Source organism: Duganella sp. sic0402 (assembly GCF_019219065.1).
Classification (GTDB): Bacteria; Pseudomonadota; Gammaproteobacteria; order Burkholderiales; family Burkholderiaceae_D; genus Rugamonas.
In genome coordinates, this window is the sequence record NZ_JAHUWK010000001.1 from 540,832 (window position 1) to 557,731 (window position 16,900).

At 60.6% G+C, this 16,900-nt stretch carries 11 protein-coding genes and 3 tRNA genes; 11 read left to right on the top strand and 3 right to left on the bottom strand.

All coding sequences use genetic code 11. The annotated features are described in order from the left end of the window. Positions 1-8 precede the first annotated feature (8 nt). From tig to KW842_RS02380, 9 genes are all read left to right on the top strand, one after another. Positions 9-1,349, top strand: coding sequence for a trigger factor (gene tig / locus KW842_RS02340; protein ID WP_218302470.1), 1,341 nt, complete (start codon positions 9-11; stop codon positions 1,347-1,349). Positions 1,350-1,510: 161 nt separating this feature from the next. After that, the gene (gene clpP / locus KW842_RS02345; protein ID WP_373925132.1) at positions 1,511-2,128 is read left to right on the top strand and encodes an ATP-dependent Clp endopeptidase proteolytic subunit ClpP; all 618 of its coding nucleotides are present in this window, start codon (positions 1,511-1,513) and stop codon (positions 2,126-2,128) included. Between the two features lie 160 nt (positions 2,129-2,288). Then, complete coding sequence (clpX, locus tag KW842_RS02350; RefSeq protein WP_218302471.1) at positions 2,289-3,557, top strand: ATP-dependent Clp protease ATP-binding subunit ClpX; 1,269 nt, start codon at positions 2,289-2,291, stop codon at positions 3,555-3,557. A 265-nt stretch (positions 3,558-3,822) separates the two neighbouring features. Continuing rightward, positions 3,823-6,234, top strand: coding sequence for an endopeptidase La (gene lon / locus KW842_RS02355; protein ID WP_218302472.1), 2,412 nt, complete (start codon positions 3,823-3,825; stop codon positions 6,232-6,234). A 181-nt stretch (positions 6,235-6,415) separates the two neighbouring features. After that, positions 6,416-6,688 carry an HU family DNA-binding protein gene (locus KW842_RS02360; RefSeq protein WP_218302473.1) on the top strand — a complete coding sequence of 91 codons (273 nt, stop codon included), beginning with the start codon at positions 6,416-6,418 and terminating at the stop codon, positions 6,686-6,688. Between the two features lie 49 nt (positions 6,689-6,737). Further along, positions 6,738-6,813, top strand: a tRNA-Val gene (locus KW842_RS02365). A gap of 58 nt (positions 6,814-6,871) precedes the next feature. Next, positions 6,872-6,948: transfer RNA gene (locus KW842_RS02370), tRNA-Asp, on the top strand. A gap of 29 nt (positions 6,949-6,977) precedes the next feature. Then, a tRNA-Asp gene (locus tag KW842_RS02375) sits at positions 6,978-7,054 on the top strand. 174 nt (positions 7,055-7,228) lie between these two features. Continuing rightward, on the top strand, positions 7,229-9,142 hold the full coding sequence (locus KW842_RS02380; protein WP_218302474.1) for a SurA N-terminal domain-containing protein: 1,914 nt from the start codon (positions 7,229-7,231) through the stop codon (positions 9,140-9,142). A 42-nt stretch (positions 9,143-9,184) separates the two neighbouring features. Here the strand turns inward: KW842_RS02380 and mnmH are convergent, their stop codons facing one another. Together mnmH and KW842_RS02390 are read right to left on the bottom strand one after the other, a co-directional pair. Further along, complete coding sequence (gene mnmH, locus KW842_RS02385) at positions 9,185-10,237, bottom strand: tRNA 2-selenouridine(34) synthase MnmH (protein WP_218302475.1); 1,053 nt, start codon at positions 10,235-10,237, stop codon at positions 9,185-9,187. Then, positions 10,234-10,881: an arylesterase gene (locus KW842_RS02390; protein ID WP_218302476.1), complete on the bottom strand. Its 648-nt coding sequence runs from the start codon at positions 10,879-10,881 to the stop codon at positions 10,234-10,236. Before KW842_RS02390 ends, mnmH begins: the two co-directional genes overlap by 4 nt. A 31-nt stretch (positions 10,882-10,912) precedes the next feature. Between KW842_RS02390 and KW842_RS02395 the strand changes: the two genes are divergently transcribed. Further along, the gene (locus KW842_RS02395) at positions 10,913-11,626 is read left to right on the top strand and encodes an ABC transporter ATP-binding protein (RefSeq protein ID WP_218303071.1); all 714 of its coding nucleotides are present in this window, start codon (positions 10,913-10,915) and stop codon (positions 11,624-11,626) included. A gap of 11 nt (positions 11,627-11,637) precedes the next feature. Here KW842_RS02395 and KW842_RS02400 read toward each other — a convergent pair whose 3' ends face one another. Then, positions 11,638-13,149, bottom strand: coding sequence for an NAD(P)H-hydrate dehydratase (locus tag KW842_RS02400; protein ID WP_218302477.1), 1,512 nt, complete (start codon positions 13,147-13,149; stop codon positions 11,638-11,640). Positions 13,150-13,254: 105 nt separating this feature from the next. Here KW842_RS02400 and KW842_RS02405 point away from each other — a divergent pair, with 105 nt between their 5' ends. After that, positions 13,255-16,851, top strand: coding sequence for a hydantoinase B/oxoprolinase family protein (locus KW842_RS02405; RefSeq protein ID WP_218302478.1), 3,597 nt, complete (start codon positions 13,255-13,257; stop codon positions 16,849-16,851). Positions 16,852-16,900 lie beyond the last annotated feature (49 nt).

Genomic DNA, 16,900 nt, shown 5'->3' on the forward strand with positions numbered 1-16,900 from the left:
ATTTTTACATGGCAACTGCAGTCGAAACCTTGGGCAAACTCGAACGTCGTATCACGATCTCCTTCCCGCTGACCGAAGTCCGCGCTGAAGTTGAGAAGCGCCTGAAAGTGCAAGCCAAAACGGCTAAGGCACCAGGCTTCCGTCCGGGCAAAGTTCCTCTGAAAATGGTCGCGGCACAATACGGTTATCAGATCGAAACCGAAGTGCTGAATGATAAAGTTGGCCGCGCTTTCAACGACGCCGCAAACGAAGCCCAACTGCGCGTTGCCGGTTTCCCGAACATCGAGCCTAAGCAAGAATCGCCAGCCGGCGTGCTGAGCTTCGACGCAACCTTCGAAATCTACCCAGACGTCGAAATCGGCGACCTGACCACCGTAGAAATCGAAACCGTTAAAGCCGAAGTCAGCGATGCTGAAATCGACAAAACCATCGAAATCCTGCGCAAACAGCGCGTGCACTTCCACACCAAAGGCGAAGCCGGTGAACACGGCGACGGCGGCGAAGCTGTTGCTGCCAACGGCGACCGCGTGACCGTGGACTTCGTCGGTTCGATCGACGGCGTGGAATTCCCAGGCGGTAAAGCCGAAGACTACCCATTCGTGCTGGGCGAAGGCCGCATGCTGCCAGAATTCGAAGCCGCGACCGTCGGCCTGAAAGTCGGCGAAGCCAAGACCTTCCCACTCGCCTTCCCAGAGGACTACCATGGTAAAGACGTGGCCGGCAAAACCGCCTCGTTCACCATCACCCTGAAAAAACTGGAATGGGCGCACCTGCCGGAAGTTGATGCAGAATTCGCCAAATCGCTGGGCGTGGCTGACGGCGACGTCGCCAAAATGCGCGATGACATCAAAGTCAACCTGGAACGTGAAGTTGCAGGCCGCGTAAAAGCACGCAATAAAGAAGCCGTGATGGAAGCGCTGGTCAAGAGCGCCACCCTGGACGTGCCGAAATCGCTGATCGCCCAGGATACCGAGCGTCTGGCCGAAATGACCCGTCAAGACATGGCGCAGCGCGGCATGAACGTCAAGGACGTGCCATTCCCACCAGAACTGTTCGCTGAAAAAGCCGAGCGCCGCGTGCGCCTGGGCCTGATCCTGTCGCAACTGGTTGGCGAGAACAACCTGCAAGCGCAGCCAGAGCAAGTCAAAGCCCAGATCGAAGACTTCGCACAAAGCTACGAAGATCCACGTGAAGTGCTGAAGTACTACTACAGCGACCGTCGCCGTCTGGCCGAAGTGGAAGCCCTTGTATTGGAAGAAAACGTCGTCAACTACGTCCTGGGCCTGTCGAAGACTTCGTCCAAGGCCATCGCCTTTGACGAACTGATGGGAAGCAACGCACAAGCGTAATTCAGTTAGGTTAGAATCAAGACGGCGCCACCCGCCGTCGTTCCGGCGCAAGCTGGAATCCATAGAACGCAAGCTCAGTATGGACTCCGGCTTTCGCCGGAGCGACGGTAGTGGTAAAGTTTCTGAACCTGGCTGCTTCACAAGGAAATAGAATGACTGGTATGAACCGTAATCCGGCACTGGATACCGAAATGCTCGGCCTGGTGCCGATGGTGGTGGAACAAAGCGGTCGCGGCGAGCGCTCGTATGACATTTACTCGCGCCTGCTGAAGGAACGTATTATTTTTATGGTCGGTCCGGTCAACGACCAGATGGCCAATCTGGTGGTCGCCCAGCTGCTGTTCCTGGAAAGCGAAAATCCGGACAAGGACATCTCGCTGTACATCAACTCTCCTGGCGGTTCGGTATCGGCCGGCTTGGCGATCTTCGATACGATGCAGTTCATCAAACCTGACGTATCGACGCTGTGCACCGGCATCGCCGCCTCGATGGGCGCGTTCCTGCTGGCCGCTGGCGCCAAGGGTAAGCGCTTCTCGCTGCCAAACTCGCGTGTCATGATTCACCAGCCGTCGGGCGGTTCCCAGGGCATGGCATCGGACATCGAGATCCAGGCCAAGGAAATCCTGTACCTGCGCCACCGTCTGAATTCGATCATGGCCGAACGCACCGGTCAAAGCATCGAACAGGTTGCCAAAGACACCGATCGCGATCGTTTCATGTCGGCGGAAGAGGCGGTAGAGTACGGTCTGATCGACAAAGTGTTGACCAACCGGGCCTGATGCTTCCCCCGCAGCATTGCTAAAAAGACGCCCGGACGTTTAATCGTTCGGGCGTTTCGTTTTTATTTCGGGTAGCATGTAGTTGGAGGCATTTTTTTCCAAACTTCAAACATGCTTCCTTGTAACGGCTAAGCCATTCTGTAACCAAAGATAACTGCCCATGTCAGACAAAAAATCCTCCAGCGGCGAAAAACTTCTGTACTGCTCGTTCTGCGGCAAAAGCCAGCACGAGGTGAAGAAGCTGATCGCCGGCCCGTCGGTATTCATTTGCGACGAGTGCATCGATCTGTGCAATGACATCATCCGCGACGAAACCTCGGCCATCGAGTCGGTTTCGGGCGCCAAGTCGGACCTGCCAACCCCGCATGAAATCAAGGACTTGCTGGACCAGTACGTGATCGGCCAGCAAACGGCCAAGCGCATCCTGTCGGTGGCGGTGTATAACCACTACAAGCGCCTCAAGCATCTGGGCAAGAAAGACGACGTCGAACTGGCCAAGTCCAATATTCTGCTGGTCGGTCCTACCGGCTCGGGCAAGACCCTGCTGGCGCAGACGCTGGCGCGCATGCTGAACGTGCCGTTCGTGATCGCCGACGCCACCACGCTGACCGAAGCCGGCTATGTGGGCGAGGATGTCGAGAACATCATTCAGAAACTGTTGCAAAGCTGCAACTACGATGTGGACAAGGCGCAACGCGGCATCGTCTACATCGACGAGATCGACAAAATCTCCCGCAAGTCGGACAACCCTTCCATTACCCGCGACGTCTCGGGCGAGGGCGTGCAGCAGGCGCTGCTGAAGCTGATCGAGGGCACCATGGCCTCGGTGCCGCCACAAGGCGGCCGCAAGCACCCGAACCAGGACTTCGTGCAGATCGACACCACCAACATTATGTTCATCTGCGGCGGCGCGTTCGACGGCCTGGCCAAGGTGATCGAGAACCGTTCGGAGAAATCCGGCATCGGTTTCGGCGCCTCGGTGAAGAGCAAGTCCGAGCGCAACGTCAGCGAAGTGCTGATGGAAGCGGAACCGGAAGACCTGATCAAATTCGGCCTGATCCCTGAACTGGTAGGCCGTCTGCCGGTGGTGGCCACGCTGGCCGAGCTGACTGAAGAGGCGCTGATCCAGATTCTGGTCGAGCCGAAGAATGCGCTGATCAAGCAATATTCGAAGCTGCTGGAAATGGAAGGCGCGGAGCTGGAAATCCGGCCGGCCGGCCTGCATGCGATCGCCAAGAAAGCGCTGGCGCGCAAAACCGGCGCCCGCGGCCTGCGTTCCATCCTGGAGCACGCGCTGCTGGATACCATGTATGAGCTGCCAAATGAAACCAACGTTACTAAAGTGGTTATCGACGAGAATACCATTACCAGTGGCGCTAAACCTTTGTTGATTTATCAGGAGCAGGCTAAAGCTTCTGGTGAGAATTAAATAACTTGTGCACACTTGCCTCACGCAACAGCAAAATTCATTTCGCATCCGTTGGGCAAGGCGGTACAATAAAAATCAATAAGAGAATACAGGCTTCAGTCGGAAAGCCACTCGTGACAGCCTGTCGCGCGTGGCTTTTTTATTTAGCTATTCTTTTAGAGTGAAGAAAACATTCTTTAATATGAGGAATTATTTCTTGCAGCTCGGTCTTGTGATTCGGCAGGTCAGCGCCACATCATAATCACGCTTTCACATAAGGTACGCCATGACAACTTCCAAATTAACTGAGCAAACTCAACTGCCGTTATTGCCGCTGCGGGACGTCGTCGTATTTCCGCATATGGTGATACCGCTGTTCGTAGGGCGCCCAAAATCGATCAAGGCGCTGGAAGCCGCTATGGAGCAGGGCAAGAGCATCATGCTTGCCGCGCAAAAAGCTGCTGCCAAGGACGAACCTTCTGCTTCCGATATCTATGAAATCGGCTGCGTGGCCAATATTCTGCAAATGCTGAAGCTGCCGGACGGCACCGTGAAGGTGCTGGTCGAAGGCGCCCAGCGCGCCCGCATCAACAAGATCACTGATACGCCGTCGCACTTCGTGGCCGATCTGACGCCGCTCGATTCCGAGCTGGGCGACGATTCGGAAATCGAAGCGATGCGCCGCGCCATCGTTCAGCAGTTCGACCAGTACGTCAAGCTGAACAAAAAGATTCCACCGGAGATCCTGGCTTCGCTGTCGGGCATCGATGACGCCGGCCGCCTGGCCGACACCGTGGCCGCCCATCTGCCGCTCAAGCTGGAGCAGAAACAGGTGATCCTGGAGATCTTCAGTGTCGCCAAGCGCCTGGAGCATCTGCTGGGCCAGCTGGAAGGCGAGCTGGACATCTTGCAAGTCGAAAAACGCATCCGTGGCCGCGTTAAGCGCCAGATGGAGAAATCGCAGCGCGAGTACTACCTGAACGAACAGGTCAAAGCCATCCAGAAAGAACTGGGCGAGGGCGAAGACGGCGCCGACCTGGACGAGCTGGAGAAGAAGGTAGCACTGGCCAAGATGCCGAAAGAGGCACTGGACAAGGCCACCGCCGAGCTGAAAAAACTCAAGCTGATGTCGCCGATGTCGGCCGAAGCCACCGTGGTGCGCAATTACATCGACACCCTGGTCAGCCTGCCATGGAAGAAAAAATCCAAGGTCAACAACGACCTGAGCAACGCTGAAAAAGTGCTGGAAGGCGACCACTATGGCCTGGAAAAAGTCAAAGAACGCATTCTGGAATACCTCGCGGTGCAACAGCGCGTGGACAAGCTGAAAGCACCGATCCTGTGCTTCGTCGGTCCGCCAGGCGTAGGTAAAACCTCGCTGGGCCAGTCGATTGCCCGTGCCACCAACCGCAAGTTCGTGCGCATGGCGCTGGGCGGTGTGCGTGACGAGGCCGAGATCCGCGGTCACCGCCGTACCTACATCGGCTCGATGCCGGGCAAGGTGCTGCAATCGCTGGCCAAGGTCGGCGTGCGCAACCCGCTGTTCCTGCTGGACGAGATCGACAAGATGGGCGCCGATTTCCGTGGCGATCCTTCGTCGGCGCTGCTGGAGGTGCTGGACCCTGAACAGAACCATACGTTCTCGGACCACTACATCGAGGTCGACTTCGACCTGTCGGATGTGATGTTCGTGGCGACCTCGAACTCGTATAACATCCCGCCGGCGCTGCTGGACCGGATGGAAGTGATACGCCTGTCCGGCTACACCGAGGACGAAAAGGCCAGCATCGCCATCCGTTACCTGCTGCCGAAGCAGATCAAGAACAATGGCCTGAAAGAGGAAGAAATCTCGGTCAGCGACGCCACCATCCGTGACATCGTGCGCTACTACACCCGTGAAGCCGGTGTGCGCTCGCTGGAACGCGAAGTGTCGAAGATCTGCCGCAAGGTGGTGAAGATGCTGCTGCTGAAGAAGACCGAGAAGAAGGTCACTGTGACGCCGAAAAACCTGGACAAGTTCCTGGGCGTGCGCCGTTACGACTTCGGCGTGGCCGAGAAGGAAAATCAGGTTGGCCAGGTGGTCGGTCTGGCATGGACCGAAGTGGGCGGCGATCTGCTGACCATCGAGTCCGTGACTATGCCGGGCAAGGGCAACGTCATCCGCACCGGCACGCTGGGCGATGTGATGAAGGAATCGATCGAAGCCGCGCGCACCGTGGTGCGCAGCCGTGCGGCGCGCCTGGGCATCAAGCCTGAGCAGTTCGAGAAGTCCGACATCCACATCCACGTGCCGGAAGGCGCGACGCCGAAGGACGGTCCGTCCGCCGGTATCGCGATGACCACCGCCATGGTGTCGGTCTTCACTGGCATTCCAGTCCGTGCCGATGTGGCCATGACCGGTGAGATCACGCTGCGCGGCGAAGTGCTGCCGATCGGCGGCCTGAAAGAGAAGCTGCTGGCAGCGCAGCGCGGCGGCATCAAGACCGTGCTGATCCCTGAGCAGAACGTCAAGGATCTGGCCGATATTCCGGACAATGTCAAAAACAAACTGGAGATCGTGCCAGTGCGTTGGATCGACAAAGTGCTGGAAGTGGCGCTGGAACGCCAGCCGGAAGCACTGGTGGAAACCGCGCCAGTAGAAGCGGTGGCAGCCGCCGCCGCCAAGCCGGATGCTCAGGGTGACGTGGTAAAACACTAACTTTCAGCGGTAATATCATTAAAACAGGCGCTTATCTAGCGCCTGTTTTTTTATTTTTACCTGTTTTTCTATTGTGCAGCCTTGACACGATAGCGGGCTGGCTTGTTTAATACGGCCTGAAATTTTCGTGTTGCCGTATTTTAAGCGGGAACAGATATAACCTTTGTGACGGGGAATTGCTTTGAATAAGACTGAATTGATCGACCATATCGCCACCACCGCTGATATTTCGAAAGCGGCTGCTGCACGCGCACTGGACGCAGTGATTGACGGTGTTACCACCACCCTGCAAAAGAACGACAGCGTGACCCTGGTCGGCTTCGGTACCTTCTCCGTGAGCGAACGCGCCGCCCGTACCGGCCGCAATCCGCGCACCAAAGAAGAGATCGTTATTGAAGCGGCGAAAGTTCCTAAATTTAAAGCTGGCAAAGCTTTGAAAGATGCTGTAAACTAACGGACTTCGGTGAGCAGCAGCGGCAACAAAGCTGTTCACTCAGGCAAATGGGCGGTTAGCTCAGTTGGTAGAGCGGAGCCCTTACAAGGCTTAGGTCGGGAGTTCGAGCCTCTCACCGCCCACCAAAAAACATTTGCCAGAAATTAAGTTTCACTGTAGTATGTAGCACCTTGATATTCAGCTGGAGCGGTAGTTCAGTTGGTTAGAATACCGGCCTGTCACGCCGGGGGTCGCGGGTTCGAGCCCCGTCCGCTCCGCCAACAATATCAAGACGATGTAGTACCAACTAGGAGCGGTAGTTCAGTTGGTTAGAATACCGGCCTGTCACGCCGGGGGTCGCGGGTTCGAGCCCCGTCCGCTCCGCCAAGAACAAGATACCCCGCAGCTTATAATGAGCTGCGGGGTTTTTCTTTTTCCGGAACTGATAATTCAACATTGAATATCCGATATATTCCTTGTAAAATCCGGCAACCGGAATAGGCGAACGTGGGTTCGCCTTTTTTGTATGTGCAAGTCCTACTTAATCCGAATTGGCAGACCATGTTTGAATTTATTCGTACCCATCAACGCTTGATGCAAATCCTTCTGGCGATCGTCATCGTGCCATCGTTTGCATTTGTCGGTATCGGCAGTTACCAGAGCTTTGGCGATGACGCCAATACCATCGCCAAAATCGATGGCAAGCCGCTGACCCAGCAGGAATTCGACACCGCCGTGCGCAACCAGCTGGACAGCTATCGTCAGCGCCTGGGCGCACAGTTTGACCAGAAAATGTTCGACACCCCGGAGTTCAAGCAGAACATCCTGGACCAGCTGATCGCGCAACGCGCCATTGCTGCTGAAGTCATCCACAGCCACCTGAGTGTGACCGATGCCCAGCTGCAGAAAGCCATCATGGACCAGTTTGGCGGTCCTGCCGGCTTCGACATGGAGCGTTACAAGGCCATCCTGGCCGCGCAAGGCCTACGTCCGGAAAACTATGACGCCAGCATGCGCCGCGACCTGTCGCTGCAGCAACTGGCAACCGCTATCGAAGGCACTGGCTTTGCACCACGCAGCGTGGCCGGCAAGCTGTCCGACATCATTTCGCAAGAGCGCGAAGTGCAGGAACTGCTGCTGCCAGTGGCCGACTTCGTGCCAGAGGTCAAAGTGACCGACGAGATGGTCAAAGCCTTTTACGACAAGAACAGCAAGTTCTTCGAAGTGCCTGAGCAAGCCAAGATCGAATACGTGGTGCTGAACAATGACGTGGTGGCCGCTCAGGTCAACGTCAGCGACGCGCAAGTGGCGGACTACTACGCCAAGAACTCGGCCCAGTTCACCACGCCGGAAACCCGCCGCGCCAGCCACATCCTGATCGCCGTGAAGAAAGGCGCCAGCGCCGCTGACACCGCAGCCGCCAAGGCCAAGGCAGAAGCCATCGTTGCCGAACTGCGCAAGACTCCGGCTGACTTTGCCAAAGTGGCGAAAGCCAAATCGGAAGATCCAGGTTCGGCCGAGCAGGGCGGTGATCTGGGCGTGATTGAAAAAGGTTCGCTGGTTGCGTCCGTGGAAACCGCCATCGGCAAGCTGAAGCAGGGCGAGATCAGCGATGCTGTACAGTCGGAATTCGGCTGGCACGTGCTGACCGTGACCGAGTTGAAGCCAGCCGTGGTCAAGCCGCTGGACGCGGTGAAAACCGAAGTGGCCGATCTGCTGAAAAAACAGCAGGCCGCCAAGAAATACTCGGAAATGGCTGAAGCCTTCACCAACACCGTCTACGAGCAATCGGACAGCCTGAAACCGGTTGCCGACAAGCTGGGCCTGAAAATCGAAACCGCCGTCAATGTATCGCGTACTCCATCGCCGATGGCTGGTCCGGCGCAGTACAACAACGCCAAGTTCCTGACCGCGCTGTTCTCCAACGACTCGATCAGCAGCAAGCGCAACACCGAAGCGGTTGAGACTGCGCCGAACATCCTGGTGTCGGGCCGTATCGTCGAATTCAAGCCTGCAAGCAAGCGTCCGCTGGCTGAAGTCGATGCGCAGATCCGTCAGCGTGTGACCATCGAAGAAGCGGCCAAGCTGGCTGCCAAGGCGGGTGAAGAGAAACTGGCCGCGTTCAAGAAATCCGGCGAAGCCACCGGTTTTGGCGCTGCCAAACTGGTGTCGCGCGCCAAGCCTGAAGGCATCAACGGCCTGGCCCTGCAATCGGTCATGAAAGCTGACACCACCAAGCTGCCGGCCTATGTGGGCGTGGACGTGCCAGGCACCGGCTACGGCCTGTACCGCATCGCCAAAGTGCAGCAGCCTGCGACGCTGGACGAGGCGCAGCGCAAGCAGGAAGCCGAGCAGATCGGCAGCATGATTTCGCAGCAGGAAATGGCGCAGTACGTTGAACTGCTGAAAGCCAAGGCCAAGGTGAAAGTCCTCAAGCCGATCGCTTCGACAACCACCGTGACCGAAGTGAAGTAAAAATGAGGTGATAAAAAAGGCCGCTGATACAGCGGCCTTTTTTTACGCCTGCAGCTTGCGCGCCGCAGCGGCGAAAGCATCTTCGCTGATGTCGGGCAGGTCCAGCGGCGTTGCCTGGGCATAGCGGCTGAAATTGCGGTCGATAGAGCGCAGGTAGGCCGGGTCGTAATGCTGCGCTAGCAGCGCATCCACCAGTTCCGTCATCTGGCCTGCCTGCGACATGGCCTGCCATTGGGTGATCTTTTCCTTGCCGTGCAGCTGCGTCAGATGTTCCAGCTGGCCGTTCAGTAATGCCGGGCTGCCCAGGAAGTGCGCGTAATCGGCCATCAGCAGGTTCACGCGCTCGGCGCGCGGCAGCGTCAGCGCAATGCAGTCGGAGGCGCGCATGGACGCCATCAGCGCGGCCGGCACGCGCAGATTGCCGACCTTCTTGCTTTCCGCCTCCACGAACACCGGGCGGGCAGCATCGTAGCGGCGCAGCACGTCCCAGATGCGCGTCTCAAACGCCTTCTGGCTGGGCTGCTCGGTGCTGGGCAGGTGGCCCAGCACCGAGCCGCGATGCGCCGCCAGCTGTTCCAGATCCAGCACCTGCGCGCCTTGCGCGGCCAGCGTCTCCAGTAGCCGGCTCTTGCCGCTGCCGGTGGTGCCGCACACCACTTTAAAGGCCAGCTCCGGCGCATGCTCCAGCGCGGCATTCACTTCCTGCCGAAACGCCTTGTAGCCGCCCTCAAGCTGCACCACCGGCCAACCGATCTTGGCCAGGATGTGCGCCATCGCGCCGCTGCGGTTGCCGCCGCGCCAGCAATAGACCAGCGGCCGCCATTCGCGCGGCTGGCCGATCCACAATTCCTCGATATGGCGAGCGATGCTCTTGGCAATCAGCGCGGCGCCCAGCTTCTTTGCTTCAAACGCTCCCACTTGCTTGTACATGGTGCCGACGCGGATGCGTTGCTCGTCATCCAGCACCGGCGCGTTGATGGCGCCGGGGAGATGGTCGAGCGCGTACTCGCAGGGGCTGCGGGCGTCGATGATGGCGTCGAAACTGTCGAGCTGGGGCAGCACCTGATCGATGCTTAACACTTCCGGGTACTTCATTTTGTCTTGATGATTTTTTGCAGGGTAGGCCAGATATTGGCCAGGATAATCGGATGCGCCTCGGCCAGCGGGTGCAAGCGGTCCGGCTGGAACAGCTGCGGCTTCTCGGCCACGCCGTCGAGCATGAACGGCACCAGTGGCGCCTTGATATCCTTGCTCAGCACGCCATACATGGCAAAAAACTTGTCGGCGTAGTCGCGGCCGTAATTGGGCGGCATCCGCATGCCGATCAGCATCACCTTGGCGTTAGCCTTGGTGGCGGCCTCATTCATGGCCAGCAGATTGGCTTTGGCGGCGGCCACCGGCAGGCCGCGCAGGCCATCGTTGGCGCCGAGTTCGATCACCACCAGGTCCGGCTTATGCTTGGCCAGCAGGGCCGGCAGGCGCGAGCGGCCGCCGCTGGTGGTCTCGCCGCTGACGCTGGCGTTGACGATCACCGCATCGATGTTATTCTGCTTGAGTTTCTGTTCAGCCAGTGCGACCCAGCCGGTGCCGCGCGACAAACCGTACTCGGCAGATAAGCTATCGCCGAGCACAAGCACGGTTTTTGGTGCAGAATAGGCGCTCGCCGCTGCCGATAACAGGAGCAGGGCGGCAAAGATACGCAAGATTTTTCCAGATAAACAATTAAACTGATTCAGCATGCCCGATTTCCCTAAAGCGTCTACGCAATTCATGCCGGATGGACCGGCCTCGTCGCCATCGCCTGTAGCGGCGGCTCATGTGCAGCCCGCCATCGCCGTCAGCGGCCTGGCCAAGCGTGTCGCCGATGCGGCTGGCGAACTGACGATCCTGCACGAGGTGGATTTTACCGTGCAAAAGGCTGAGACGCTGGCCATCGTTGGTGCATCGGGTTCCGGCAAGTCCACCTTGCTCGGCCTGCTGGCCGGCCTGGACACGCCAAGCGCTGGCAAAGTAGTGCTGGACGGCGTCGACATCTACGCACTGGATGAAGACGGCCGCGCTGCCTTGCGCAAGGAAAAGCTTGGCTTCGTCTTCCAATCCTTCCAGCTGCTGGCGCACCTGACCGCAGTGGAAAACGTCATGCTGCCGCTGGAACTGGCGGGCATCGCTGGCGCGCGCGACAAGGCTGAAGCCATGCTGGCCCGTGTCGGCCTCTCCAGCCGGCTGAAGCATTATCCCAAATACCTCTCCGGCGGCGAGCAGCAACGTGTCGCCCTGGCGCGCGCCTTCGTCACCGAACCGCCGCTGCTATTCGCCGACGAACCTACCGGCAGCCTCGACGCCGCCACAGGCGAAGCCGTCATCCAGCTGATGTTCGAGCTCAACCGCCAGCACGGCTCCACGCTGGTGCTGGTCACGCACGACCAGGCCATGGCGGCCCGCTGCGGCCGCACCATCACCATCGCCGCCGGCCGCCTCGTCTAACACTCGCGGATTTAGCGGGCGTGGTGGTCGACCATGCGATTGAGGGCGGTGCGGATGGCGGGGATCAGTTCGCCGGCGGTCAGGCCGATCGGGCCGCAGCCTTCGGTGACCAGGACGTCGGCCGCCATGCCGTGCAGCCAGACTGCCGCCAGCGCGGCTTCCCATTGCGGCCAGCCTTGCGCCAGTAGCGCGCCGCACAGGCCTGCCAGGACGTCGCCGGTACCGGCTGTCGCCAGCGCCGGGTTGCCGGTGGTGTTGATGACGGCGTTGCCATTCGGCGCAGTAATGATCGTGCCGGAACCTTTCAGTATGACGATGGCGTTTAATCGGGCAGCCAGCTCGCGTGCGGCAGATAGCCGGTCAGCTTGTATTTGCGCGATGCTGACATCCAGCAGACGCGCGGCTTCCAGCGGATGGGGCGTGAGGATGGCGCTTGCCGGGCGTTTGGCCAATGCGCTTTGCAAGCCAGGGGCGGAGGCCAGCAGGTTCAGGGCGTCGGCATCCGCCAGCAAGTTGTTCTCGCTGGCGATGGCGTCCGCCAGCAGTGCCCGCGCTACGGAGGATGCACCCAGGCCGGGGCCGATCACCAGCGTGGCCTGGCTCAGATCGAAGTCCTGCGCGGCGCGGCACATCAGCTCCGGCTGGCCGGGATCGGCGGCCAGCGCATCTTCAACAAACAGCGCATAGACTCGGCCTGCGCCGCTGTTGAGCGCCGTGCGTGCCGACAGAATAGGCGCACCGCTCATGCCGCGTGCGCCGCCAATCACGGCCACATTGCCATAGCTGCCTTTGTGCGAGTTGTGGCGGCGCGCGCGCAAATGCCGCGAGAAGAATTTGACGTCGTTCAGGTGCAGCCTCGCCGCCGGGAAGTGGCTGGCGTCGATGTCCAGCCGCGCCACGTCAACCAGGCCGGCGTAGTCTCTGCCATCACAGGTGTGCAAGCCAGGCTTGTTGCCGATGAAGGTGAGTGTATGGGTGGCGCGGATGGCGACACCATCCGGCCCCACCACGCAGCCGGTGTCCGCATCCAGCCCGCTCGGGACATCCAGCGCCAGCACATTGCCGGGCAACCGGTTGATCGTCTCCACCAGTGCCGCCAGCCGGCCGTCAACAGGGCGTTTCAGGCCGATGCCAAACAGGCCATCGACCACCAGGTTCCAATCGGTCGCCGCGATGCGCGCGTCATCCATTTCAAGCAGCGGCACTTCGCTGTTACGCGTGCGCTGCTGGGCGGCCTGGCGTTCGGGCGAGGTCGCGTTAGCGTCGGCCGGTGCGTAATGAACCAGCGCTACCTGCGCACCGGTGTAGGATAGATGTGCGGCCACTTCCATGGCATCGCCGCCGTTGTCGCCCGGTCCGGCCAGCACCAGCACTTTGGCCAGCTTGGTCGAAAACGGCAGCAGGTCCAGCGCGGCGTTGGCGCCTGCCTGGCCGGCACGCTGCATCAGGGCACCCGGCGGCAGCGATAAGGCGGCCGCACGTTCGATGGCGCGCACCTCGGCGACGGTGTAGAGTGGATTCATCGTGCCATTTTAGCATCTGTGTTCTATAAAGTTTATACAAAGGCCACTGGCAAGCCACACTCCCGGCGCACTACAATAGGCGCTTCACAGCTTAGCGAGGCATGCATGGATTGGCAATTCTGGGTAGACCGGGGCGGCACGTTTACCGACATCGTGGCGCGCGCGCCGGACGGCCGGCTACGCACGCTGAAGCTGCTGTCCGAAAATCCTGAACACTACGCCGACGCCGCGATTGCCGGCATCCGTCAGCTGATGGGCGTCGCCCAAGGCGAGCCGATTCCGGTGGCGCAGATCGGCGCGGTGAAGATGGGCACTACAGTCGCCACCAATGCGCTGCTGGAGCGCAAAGGCGAGCCAACCGCGCTGGCCATCACGCGCGGCTTCCGCGACGCGCTGCGCATCGCTTACCAGAACCGGCCACGCCTGTTCGACCGCCGTATCCTGCTGCCGGAACTGCTCTACAGCCATGTGATCGAAATCGATGAGCGCATCGGCGCGCATGGCGACACCGTGACCGAACTCGATCTGGACGCGGCCCGCACCGGACTGGCGCAAGCTTACGCGCAAGGCCTGCGCTCGCTGGCGGTGGTGTTCATGCACGGCTACCGCTATCACGCGCACGAGGCCAAGGTTGCCCAACTGGCGCGCGAGATCGGCTTCACACAGGTATCGGTATCGCACAACATCAGCCCGATGATGAAGCTGGTGGCGCGCGGCGACACGACCGTGGTCGATGCCTATCTGTCGCCGATCCTGCGCCGCTATGTCGACCAGGTAGCCAGTGAACTGCCGGGCGTGAACCTGCAATTCATGCAATCGAATGGCGGCCTGACCGACGCGCGCGCCTTCCAGGGCAAGGATTCGATCCTGAGCGGCCCGGCCGGCGGCATCGTCGGCATGGTGCGCGCGTCCAAGCTGGCGGGCTTCGACAAGGTGATCGGCTTCGACATGGGCGGCACTTCGACCGACGTGTCGCACTACTCGGGCGAATTCGAGCGGGTGTTTGAAACCCAGGTGGCCGGCGTACGCATGCGCGCGCCGATGATGAGTATCCACACCGTCGCGGCGGGCGGCGGTTCGATCCTGCATTTCGACGGCAGCCGCTATCGCGTCGGACCTGATAGCGCGGGCGCCAATCCCGGCCCGGCCAGCTATCGGCGTGGCGGTCCGTTGGCGGTCACCGACTGCAACGTCATGCTGGGAAAAATCCAGCCGCAGCATTTCCCGCAGCTGTTCGGCGCCGACGGCAAGCAGCCGCTGGACGCCGCCGCCGTGCGCGCGCGCTTTGCCGAGATGGCGGCCGAGATCGCCGCTGCCACCGGCACTGACACCACGCCAGAGCAGGTGGCCGAAGGCTTCCTCGATATCGCGGTCGGCAATATGGCCAACGCCATCAAGCAGATTTCCGTGCAGCGCGGCCACGACGTCACTGAATATGCGCTGACCAGCTTTGGCGGCGCTGGCGGGCAGCACGCCTGCCTGGTGGCCGATGCGCTGGGCATGAAGACCGTCTTCGTCCATTCGCTGGCGGGCGTGATGTCGGCGTATGGCATGGGCCTGGCCGATCAGGCGGCGATGCGCGAGGCGGCGGTGGAGCTGAAACTCAGTGCGGATGCACACGCTGAACTGGAAACGCGCCTGCAAGCGCTCGGACGCCAGGCGCGCGCCGATTTGCATGACCAGCAGGTTGACGACGCACGCATCTCGCTGATCCGCCGCGTGCACCTGCGCTACGAAGGCACGGATACCGCGCTGATCGTGCTGTTCGATACGCTGGAATCGATGCAGCGGCAGTTTGAAACGGCATACCGCAAGCGCTACTCCTTCCTGATGCAGTCGCGCGCGCTGATCGTGGAGGCGGTGTCGGTGGAGGCGGTCGGCAAGTCCGACGCGCCTTCCGAAACGGTGGAGCCGGCGCCGCGCCGCGTCTCCGGCCTGACGCCGCATGCGGTCGCGCCGATGTACAGCGGCGGACAGTGGCGCCAGACCAGCTTGTACCAGCGCTCCGCCACACGCATAGGCGACATCATCAAGGGTCCGGCGATTATCGCCGAGTCGAACGCCACCACCATCGTGGAAAGCGGCTGGCAGGCGGAAGTCTCGCTGCACGACCATCTGGTGCTGAAACGCGTGGCGGCCTTGCCGGAGCGGCGCGCGATCGGCACCACGGCCGATCCGGTGATGCTGGAGATTTTCAACAACCTGTTCATGTCGATCGCCGAGCAAATGGGCCTGCGGCTGCAGAACACCGCCCACTCGGTCAATATCAAGGAGCGGTTGGACTTCAGCTGCGCCATCTTCGACGCAGACGGCAACCTGATCGCCAATGCGCCGCATATGCCGGTGCACCTCGGCTCCATGGGCGAGAGCATCAAGACCGTGATGCACGAAAACGCAGGCCGCATGCGGGCTGGCGATGTGTTCATGCTTAACGACCCATACAACGGCGGCACGCACCTGCCCGACGTTACCGTGATCACCCCGGTGTTCGATCAGGCTGGCGCGCGCATTCTGTTCTATGTCGGCTCGCGCGGCCATCATGCCGACATCGGCGGCACCACGCCCGGCTCGATGCCGCCGGATTCGCGCGTGATCGAAGAAGAGGGTGTGTTGATCAACAACTTCAAGCTGGTCGATGGCGGCCAGCTGCGCGAAGCAGAAACGCGCGCCTTGCTGGCCGGCGCGCAGCATCCGGCGCGCAATCCGGACCAGAACCTGGCCGACCTGCGCGCGCAGATCGCCGCCAACCAGAAAGGCGTCGACGAATTGCACAAGATGGTGGCGCACTTTGGCCTGGACGTGGTGCAAGCCTATATGGGCCATGTGCAGGACAACGCCGAGGAAGCGGTGCGGCGCGTTATCAGCGCCTTGCAGGATGGCGGGTTCACGCTGCCGCTGGATAACGGCGCGCAGATCCAGGTGGCCGTCCGCGTCGATCACGCCTCGCGCAGCGCGGAGATTGATTTCGGCGGCACTTCGGCGCAGCTGGACAACAACTTCAACGCGCCGTCGGCGGTGTGCATGGCGGCGGTGCTGTACGTGTTCCGCACGCTGGTGGATGACGAGATTCCGCTCAACGCCGGCTGCCTGAAACCGCTGAAGGTGCTGATACCACCGGGTTCGATGCTGAATCCGCGCTATCCGGCGTCGGTCGTCTCGGGCAATGTGGAAACCTCGACCTGCATCACCAACGCGCTGTATGGCGCGCTGGGCGTGATGGCGGCGGCGCAGGGCACGATGAACAACTTCACCTTTGGTAATGCGAAGTACCAGTATTACGAAACCATCAGCGGCGGCTCCGGCGCGGGCGAGGGCTTCGACGGCACCTCGGTGGTGCAGACCAATATGACCAATTCGCGCCTGACCGATCCGGAAATACTGGAGTTCCGCTTCCCGGTGCGGCTGGACAGCTACGCCATCCGCGAAGGCAGCGGCGGGGCGGGGCGCTGGCGCGGCGGCAACGGCGGTGTGCGCAAAGTCCGCTTCCTGGAAGCGATGACCGCCGCGATCCTGTCCAACAACCGCATCCACGCGCCGTTCGGCATGGCTGGCGGCGAGCCGGGCGCGCTGGGCCGCAACAGCGTACAGCGCGCCGATGGCAGCATGGAGCAACTGGGTCACATCGGCAAGACCGATATGCAGCCGGGCGACGTGTTCATCATCGAAACGCCGGGCGGCGGCGGCTTCGGGACGTCAGGCTGATCAGGGGGCGCCAAACGATACCCTGGGCATCGAAATCCGCCACCTCCCA

Coding starts and splice junctions, on each gene's coding strand:
- tig (WP_218302470.1), top strand. CDS start 9: ATGGCAACTGCAGTCGAAACCTTGGGCAAACTCGAACGTCGTATCACG.
- clpP (WP_373925132.1), top strand. CDS start 1,511: ATGAACCGTAATCCGGCACTGGATACCGAAATGCTCGGCCTGGTGCCG.
- clpX (WP_218302471.1), top strand. CDS start 2,289: ATGTCAGACAAAAAATCCTCCAGCGGCGAAAAACTTCTGTACTGCTCG.
- lon (WP_218302472.1), top strand. CDS start 3,823: ATGACAACTTCCAAATTAACTGAGCAAACTCAACTGCCGTTATTGCCG.
- KW842_RS02380 (WP_218302474.1), top strand. CDS start 7,229: ATGTTTGAATTTATTCGTACCCATCAACGCTTGATGCAAATCCTTCTG.
- mnmH (WP_218302475.1), bottom strand. CDS start 10,237: ATGAAGTACCCGGAAGTGTTAAGCATCGATCAGGTGCTGCCCCAGCTC.
- KW842_RS02390 (WP_218302476.1), bottom strand. CDS start 10,881: ATGCTGAATCAGTTTAATTGTTTATCTGGAAAAATCTTGCGTATCTTT.
- KW842_RS02395 (WP_218303071.1), top strand. CDS start 10,913: ATGCCGGATGGACCGGCCTCGTCGCCATCGCCTGTAGCGGCGGCTCAT.
- KW842_RS02400 (WP_218302477.1), bottom strand. CDS start 13,149: ATGAATCCACTCTACACCGTCGCCGAGGTGCGCGCCATCGAACGTGCG.
- KW842_RS02405 (WP_218302478.1), top strand. CDS start 13,255: ATGGATTGGCAATTCTGGGTAGACCGGGGCGGCACGTTTACCGACATC.